Annotated in this window: 5 protein-coding genes; 4 read left to right on the forward strand and 1 reads right to left on the reverse strand. The window is 60.8% G+C overall.

Annotated elements, in window-relative coordinates; translation table 11 throughout:
• Positions 1 to 23 precede the first annotated feature (23 nt).
• A complete protein-coding gene (choW, locus tag ACK6BI_RS15940) occupies positions 24 to 869 on the forward strand; it encodes a choline ABC transporter permease subunit (RefSeq protein ID WP_065260187.1) in 846 nt (281 codons plus the stop codon).
• On the forward strand, positions 866 to 2,044 hold the full coding sequence (gene choV, locus ACK6BI_RS15945; RefSeq protein ID WP_065260186.1) for a choline ABC transporter ATP-binding protein: 1,179 nt from the start codon (positions 866 to 868) through the stop codon (positions 2,042 to 2,044). The genes choW and choV overlap by 4 nt, the downstream gene beginning before the upstream one ends.
• Positions 2,045 to 2,237: 193 nt before the next feature.
• Here choV and betT read toward each other — a convergent pair whose 3' ends face one another.
• Positions 2,238 to 4,235 carry a choline BCCT transporter BetT gene (gene betT, locus ACK6BI_RS15950; protein ID WP_065261011.1) on the reverse strand — a complete coding sequence of 666 codons (1,998 nt, stop codon included), beginning with the start codon at positions 4,233 to 4,235 and terminating at the stop codon, positions 2,238 to 2,240.
• A gap of 424 nt (positions 4,236 to 4,659) precedes the next feature.
• On the opposite strand from betT, the gene betI reads away from it, so the two are divergent.
• Together betI and betB are read left to right on the forward strand one after the other, a co-directional pair.
• Positions 4,660 to 5,262, forward strand: coding sequence for a transcriptional regulator BetI (betI, locus tag ACK6BI_RS15955; RefSeq protein WP_409317811.1), 603 nt, complete (start codon positions 4,660 to 4,662; stop codon positions 5,260 to 5,262).
• A gap of 79 nt (positions 5,263 to 5,341) precedes the next feature.
• The gene (gene betB, locus ACK6BI_RS15960; protein ID WP_065261009.1) at positions 5,342 to 6,814 is read left to right on the forward strand and encodes a betaine-aldehyde dehydrogenase; all 1,473 of its coding nucleotides are present in this window, start codon (positions 5,342 to 5,344) and stop codon (positions 6,812 to 6,814) included.
• Positions 6,815 to 6,981 lie beyond the last annotated feature (167 nt).

Below are 6,981 nucleotides of genomic sequence, written 5' to 3' on the forward strand. Positions count from 1 at the left end.
CTTGCATGCGGACGTTCACTACCATGCTGATTGATCAGAAAATCCCTTTAGGCCAGTACATCGCGGGCTTCGTCGAATGGTTGACGCAACACGGCGCCAGCACCTTCGACGCAATCGCCGTGACCCTGGAAACGATGATCCACGGCGTGACGTTTGCGCTGACCTGGTTCAACCCGCTGGTGTTGATCGGTCTCATCGCCCTGCTCGCGCACTTCATTCAACGCAAATGGGGCCTGACCGCGTTCGTGGTCGCCTCCTTTCTGCTGATCCTCAATCTGGGGTACTGGCAGGAAACCATGGAAACCCTCGCCCAGGTCATGTTCGCGACCCTGGTCTGCGTGGTCATCGGCGTGCCGCTGGGCATCGTCGCCGCGCACAAACCGATGTTCTACACGCTGATGAGGCCGGTGCTCGATCTGATGCAGACCGTACCGACCTTCGTTTACCTCATTCCTACCCTGACCCTCTTCGGGCTGGGCGTGGTCCCGGGCCTGATCTCCACGGTGGTGTTCGCCATCGCTGCGCCGATCCGCCTGACCTACCTGGGCATCCGCGATGTCCCGGAAGAACTGATGGACGCCGGCAAGGCCTTCGGCTGCTCGCGTCGTCAACTGCTTTCACGGATCGAACTGCCTCACGCGATGCCGAGCATCGCAGCCGGCATCACCCAGTGCATCATGCTGTCGCTGTCGATGGTGGTGATCGCGGCACTGGTGGGCGCCGACGGACTCGGCAAACCGGTGGTCAACGCACTGAACACTGCTGATATCGCCCTGGGCTTCGAAGCAGGCCTGGCGATCGTACTGCTGGCGATCATGCTCGACCGTATCTGCAAACAACCCGATGCCAAAGCAGGGGGTGACGCATGAGCATTATTCGCTTCGATAACGTCGACGTTATCTTCGCCAAGGATCCACGTGAAGCGCTCAAGCTGCTGGATCAAGGCATGACCCGCAATGAAATCCTGAAAAAGACCGGACAGATCGTCGGTGTCGAAAAGGCCAGCCTGGATATCAAGAAAGGCGAAATCTGCGTACTGATGGGCCTGTCCGGTTCGGGCAAATCCAGCCTGTTGCGCTGCATCAACGGCCTCAACACCGTGAGTCGCGGCAAGCTGTTCGTCGAGCACGAAGGCAAGCAGATCGACATCGCCTCCTGCAGCCCTGCCGAACTGAAAATGATGCGCACCAAGCGCATTGCCATGGTGTTCCAGAAGTTCGCCCTGATGCCTTGGCTGACCGTGCGCGAGAACATCAGCTTCGGTCTGGAAATGCAGGGCCGCCCTGAAAAGGAACGGCGCAAACTGGTGGACGACAAGCTGGAGCTGGTGGGCCTTACCCAGTGGCGCAACAAGAAGCCCAACGAGCTGTCCGGCGGCATGCAGCAGCGCGTGGGCCTGGCCCGTGCGCTGGCGATGGACGCCGACATCCTGCTGATGGACGAACCGTTCTCGGCCCTCGACCCGTTGATCCGTCAGGGCCTGCAGGATGAACTGCTGGAACTGCAACGCAAGCTGAGCAAAACCATCGTATTCGTGAGCCACGACCTCGACGAAGCGCTGAAACTCGGCAGCCGCATCGCAATCATGAAAGACGGCCGGATCATCCAGTACAGCAAGCCTGAAGAAATCGTGCTCAACCCTGCGGACGATTACGTGCGGACCTTCGTCGCCCACACCAACCCGCTGAACGTGCTGTGCGGTCGCAGCCTGATGCGCACCCTGGACAACTGCAAGCGCATCAACGGTTCTGTGTGCCTGGATCCGGGCGCCGACTCCTGGCTGGATCTGGCCGAAGGCAACACCATCAAGGGCGCACGCAAGAACGGCTCGGTACTCGACCTGCAGAACTGGGTGCCGGGGCAAGCGGTGGAAGGCCTGGACCGTCGTCCGACGCTGGTGGACTCGAACATCGGCATGCGTGACGCGTTGCAGATTCGCTATCAGACCGGCAACAAGCTGGTGCTGCACGACAACAACCATGTGGTGGGGATTCTCGGCGACAGCGAGCTGTATCACGCGCTGCTCGGCAAGAACCTGGGGTAAAGAGAGCAGACACAAAAACGCCGCGAGAGGATCGCGGCGTTTTTGTTTTGGGGCATCGGCTAAATCATCTGTGCATCTGATGGCCCCTTCGCGGGCAAGCCCGCTCCCACAGAGAATCGCATTCCAATGTGAGAGCGGGCTTGCCCGCGATGAAGGCGACGCGGATTCACTGAAACACCGCGTCACTTACAACTCAGCTGTACACCCGGCCAAGGAGCTGCCGATGGCTTTCAAACTGATCGAGCACATCGCGCGTGATCTGATCCTGCGTGAAGCCCATCAGGTCGTAATCCTGGCTGCCGTTGTGCAGGTACACCTCGGCGCGGTAGTAACGCTGGCGCGCTTCATCGGACTGGGCCGATTCGGTCGGGGTCGCCAGATAGCCGTCCAGGCTCACTTCGTAGACAAAAGGGTTGCCCTCTTCCATCTCGACCCGCACGCCCATGCAGCGCTTGGATTTACCGAGCAACGTCTGCACTTCCAGACCCTGGGCACGCAGCTGCGCCGCCGCATCGTCCAGCGCCGGAGTCACGTGTTTGTCCATGAAACGCTGCACGACCGACTGGCTCGGTTGCAGGTCCAGTTGAGTCAGACGCTCGCTGAAACCACGACGACCCCGTTCAGCCAGTTGCGCTTGCTCCTGTTCGATCTGCGTGTCCTGACGCATCGCCTTGTGCAGGCCGAACATGAAGAACACCAGCACCACCGAGAACGGCAGACCGGCCAGCACCACCATGGTCTGCATGGCTTCGAAGTTACCGGCGAAGAGCAGGCCGATGGTCACCAGGGTGATCACGACCGACCAGAAGATACGCAACCAGTGCGGCGCGTCTTCGTCGACGGTGCCGCCCTTGCACGACAGGTTGGCCATCATCACCGCACCGGAGTCCGCAGGCGTCAGGAACAGCACGAAGCCCACGAAAATCGACACACCGATCACGACTTTCGACGCCGGGTAGTGTTCCAGCAACTGATAGATCGCCATCGACGGCTGTTCCAGCGCCGTCTTGCCGAGTTCGACTGCGCCCTGGTTCATCACCAGATCCAGCGCCGAGTTACCGAAGATCGACAGCCACGCCAGGGTGAAGCCCAGCGGAATCAGCAGCACGCCGGCTACCAGTTCACGCACGGTACGACCACGGGAAATACGCGCGATGAACATGCCTACGAATGGCGCCCAGGAAATCCACCAGGCCCAGTAGAACAGAGTCCACAGGCCCAGCCAGCGGTCGGACTTGGCGCTGTCGCCTTCATAGACGTACAGGTCGAACGTCTTCATGACCACGCCGTTGAGGTAGTCGCCGATGTTCTGCACGAAGCCGTTGAGCAGGTGCAGGGTCGGGCCGAACAGCAGCACGAAAATCAGCAGGCCGCTGAACAGAATGATGTTGAGGTTGGACAGACGACGGATGCCGTTTTCCACACCGGACACGGCAGCGATGGTCGCCACGGTGCTCATCACGATGATCACGATCAGCAGATTGGTGTTGCTGTGCTCCATGCCGAACAGGTTTTCCAGGCCGGAGGACACCTGCAGCGAACCGATCCCCAGGTTGGTCACCAGACCCAGCAGGGTCACGAACATGCCGAAGCCGTCCACCGCATGACCGGCAGCGCCCTTGACCCAACGCTCGCCCGCCAGCGGGTACAGCGCCGAACGCAGCGCCAGCGGCTGGTTGTGACGGTAGGCGAAATAGGCAACGGCCAGACCGACCAGTGCGTAGATCGCCCAGCCGTGCAGGCCCCAGTGCAGGAAGGTCAGCTGAACAGCCTGACGCGCCGCCAGGTTGGTGGCCGAAGCACCTTCCGGCGGGTTGAAGTAATGATCCAGCGGTTCGGATGCGCCGAAGTACAGCAGCGAAATACCGATACCCGACGAGAACAGCATCCCCGCCCAGGCGCCGTAGCTGAAATCAGGGGTATCGTCCTTGCCACCCAGTTTGAGTTTGCCGTAGGAGGAAAACGCCAGGCCCACCACAAACACCAGGTAAGCGGCGATCACCACCATGTAGTACCAGCCGAAGCTGCGGGACAACCAGGCCTGAGCCACTCCCAGCATTCTGCCGGCCTCTTGCGGGGCGATGATCAGAATGGCGGTCAACAACAGAATCAGCACGGTCGAGGTGTAGAACACCCAACCGTTGACCGTCACCTTCTCGGGCGGGGTCTTTATAAGCGAGGCAGAACTCATGGCACAAATGCTCCAGGCAGTGCGAGAGAAGAACACAAGGCAACACGGAACCCGACCAATCGGTTAGTTGGCAGCCGACCGGCGGGTGATATAAAGACACCCCGAAAAAACCCGAACCTGCAGAGATGGCACCGCGAATCGCCGTCGTGGCCGGGGTCCGAACGTTCATCCGAAACCTGGCCGTGAGCGTCTTGCCCATTCAACACGTCCATCGAACGTCGAACCGCGCCTTGCCCCGCGCAGGTTTCGAGCATTTTCGGATGTCGGTTTATCGCCACTTACTCGTAGGAAAAAACTGTAGGCAGCGACGATTTGTCGCAGATCTTATTCTTTGTTGATTGAACGTTCAATCAAAACAAAATAGACTGGCCCTCGATCCGATCGGCGTTCATCGCCCGTCGGAAGGCCTAAGGAGATGTGCAAGATGCCCAAGGTCGGTATGCAACCCATCCGCCGCCAACAACTGATCGAAGCCACTTTGCAGGCCGTCGATCAGGTCGGAATGGGGGACGCCAGCATTGCGCTGATCGCCCGTCTGGCCGGTGTCTCGAATGGCATCATCAGTCACTATTTTCAGGACAAGAACGGCCTGATCGCCGCCACGATGCGGTATCTGATGAGCGTCCTCAGCGAGAACGTCACCGCGCGCCGTCAGGCGCTGGCAGACAGCAGCCCCCGGGCGCATCTGCAGGTGATCATCGAAGGCAACTTCGACGCCAGCCAGGTCAATGGCCCGGCAATGAAAACCTGGCTGGCCTTCTGGGCCACCAGCATGCACCAGCCGTCTTTGCACAGGTTGCAGCGGATCAACGATCACCGTCTGTATTCCAACCTGTGCTGCGAGTTCCGCCGTGTGCTGCCGCTCGAAGACGCGCGCAGCGCCGCCCGTGGACTGGCAGCTCTGATTGACGGTTTGTGGTTGCGCGGCGCGCTGTCGGGAGACGCTTTCGACACTGCGCAGGCGCAACAGATCGCTTACGAATACATGGATTTCCAATTGGCCAAGAAGGTGAGCCAGAGCACATAGAAAACGCTCGGCCCCTGAACGCCGCCGCAGCCTGATCGCGGTGGCCAAGGCCAACCACTTATGCACTTGCGAGGACACTATGGCCCGTTTCGAACTGCAAAAACTCTACATCGATGGCGCGTACTCCGACGCCGGCAGCGATGCCACCTTCGAAGCCATCAACCCGGCTAACGGTGAAGTCCTCGCACACGTGCAACGTGCGACCAAGGAAGACGTCGAGCGCGCTGTGGTCAGCGCCGAAAAGGGCCAGAAAATCTGGGCCGCGATGACCGCCATGGAGCGTTCGCGCATCCTGCGTCGCGCCGTCGACATCCTGCGCGAGCGCAACGATGAACTGGCTGCCCTGGAAACCTTGGACACCGGTAAAGCCTTCTCCGAAACCAAATACGTCGACATCGTCACCGGCGCCGACGTGCTGGAATACTACGCCGGCCTGGTACCCGCCATCGAAGGCGAACAGATCCCGCTGCGTGATACCTCTTTCGTCTACACCCGTCGCGAGCCTCTGGGCGTCGTCGCCGGCATCGGCGCGTGGAACTACCCGATCCAGATCGCCCTGTGGAAATCCGCGCCAGCCCTGGCGGCCGGTAACGCGATGATCTTCAAGCCAAGCGAAGTCACCTCGCTGACCACCCTGAAACTGGCCGAGATCTACACCGAAGCAGGCCTGCCGAACGGTGTGTTCAACGTCCTGACCGGCAGCGGCCGTGAAGTCGGCACCTGGCTGACCGAGCACCCGCGCATCGAGAAAATCTCCTTCACCGGCGGCACCGACACCGGCAAGAAGGTCATGGCCAGCGCTTCGGCCTCGTCGCTCAAAGACGTGACCATGGAGCTGGGCGGCAAGTCCCCGCTGATCATCTGCGACGACGCCGATCTGGATCGCGCCGCCGACACCGCGATGATGGCCAACTTCTACAGCTCCGGTCAGGTCTGCACCAACGGCACTCGCGTGTTCGTGCCGAGCCACCTGAAAGCCGCTTTCGAAGCCAAGATCGTCGAGCGCGTCGCCCGCATCCGCGTTGGCAACCCGGAAAACGAAAACACCAACTTCGGCCCGCTGGTCAGCTTCGCGCACATGGAAAACGTGCTGGGCTACATCGCCAAGGGTAAAGAAGAAGGCGCCCGCGTTCTGTGCGGCGGCGAGCGCATGACCGACGGCGAATTCGCCAAGGGCGCGTTCGTGGCACCGACCGTGTTCACCGACTGCACCGACGACATGACCATCGTCCGTGAAGAAATCTTCGGCCCGGTAATGTCGATCCTGACCTACGAAACCGAAGAAGAAGTGATCCGTCGCGCCAACGACACCGACTTCGGCCTGGCCGCCGGTATCGTCACCCGCGACCTGAACCGCGCCCACCGCATCATCCATCAGCTGGAAGCCGGTATCTGCTGGATCAACGCCTGGGGCGAGTCCGACGCAAAAATGCCGGTTGGCGGTTACAAGCAGTCGGGCGTCGGTCGTGAGAACGGCATCAGCTCGCTGAACAACTTCACTCGCATCAAATCGGTACAGGTCGAGCTGGGCGATTACGTCTCGGTGTTCTGATCCGACGCAACGTTGAAGTCGGGGCCTTTGTGGCGAGGGAGCTTGCTCCCGCCCGGCTGCGCAGCAGCCCCCCCCCCTCCCCCCCCCCTTTTCATCACACGGCCACGGTGGAGCGGGTTTTGGTTCCGCTGCGTGCCCTGGGGGGCAGAACCCCCCCCCCCACCAAT

The sequence above is a fragment of the Pseudomonas sp. KCJK9016 genome, assembly GCF_046231795.1.
GTDB classification, from domain to species: domain Bacteria; phylum Pseudomonadota; class Gammaproteobacteria; order Pseudomonadales; family Pseudomonadaceae; genus Aquipseudomonas; species Aquipseudomonas bananamidigenes.

Excerpts from the sequence above, each read along its gene's own strand:
- choW (WP_065260187.1), top strand. The coding sequence starts at position 24 with ATGCTGATTGATCAGAAAATCCCTTTAGGCCAGTACATCGCGGGCTTC.
- choV (WP_065260186.1), top strand. The coding sequence starts at position 866 with ATGAGCATTATTCGCTTCGATAACGTCGACGTTATCTTCGCCAAGGAT.
- betT (WP_065261011.1), bottom strand. The coding sequence starts at position 4,235 with ATGAGTTCTGCCTCGCTTATAAAGACCCCGCCCGAGAAGGTGACGGTC.
- betI (WP_409317811.1), top strand. The coding sequence starts at position 4,660 with ATGCCCAAGGTCGGTATGCAACCCATCCGCCGCCAACAACTGATCGAA.
- betB (WP_065261009.1), top strand. The coding sequence starts at position 5,342 with ATGGCCCGTTTCGAACTGCAAAAACTCTACATCGATGGCGCGTACTCC.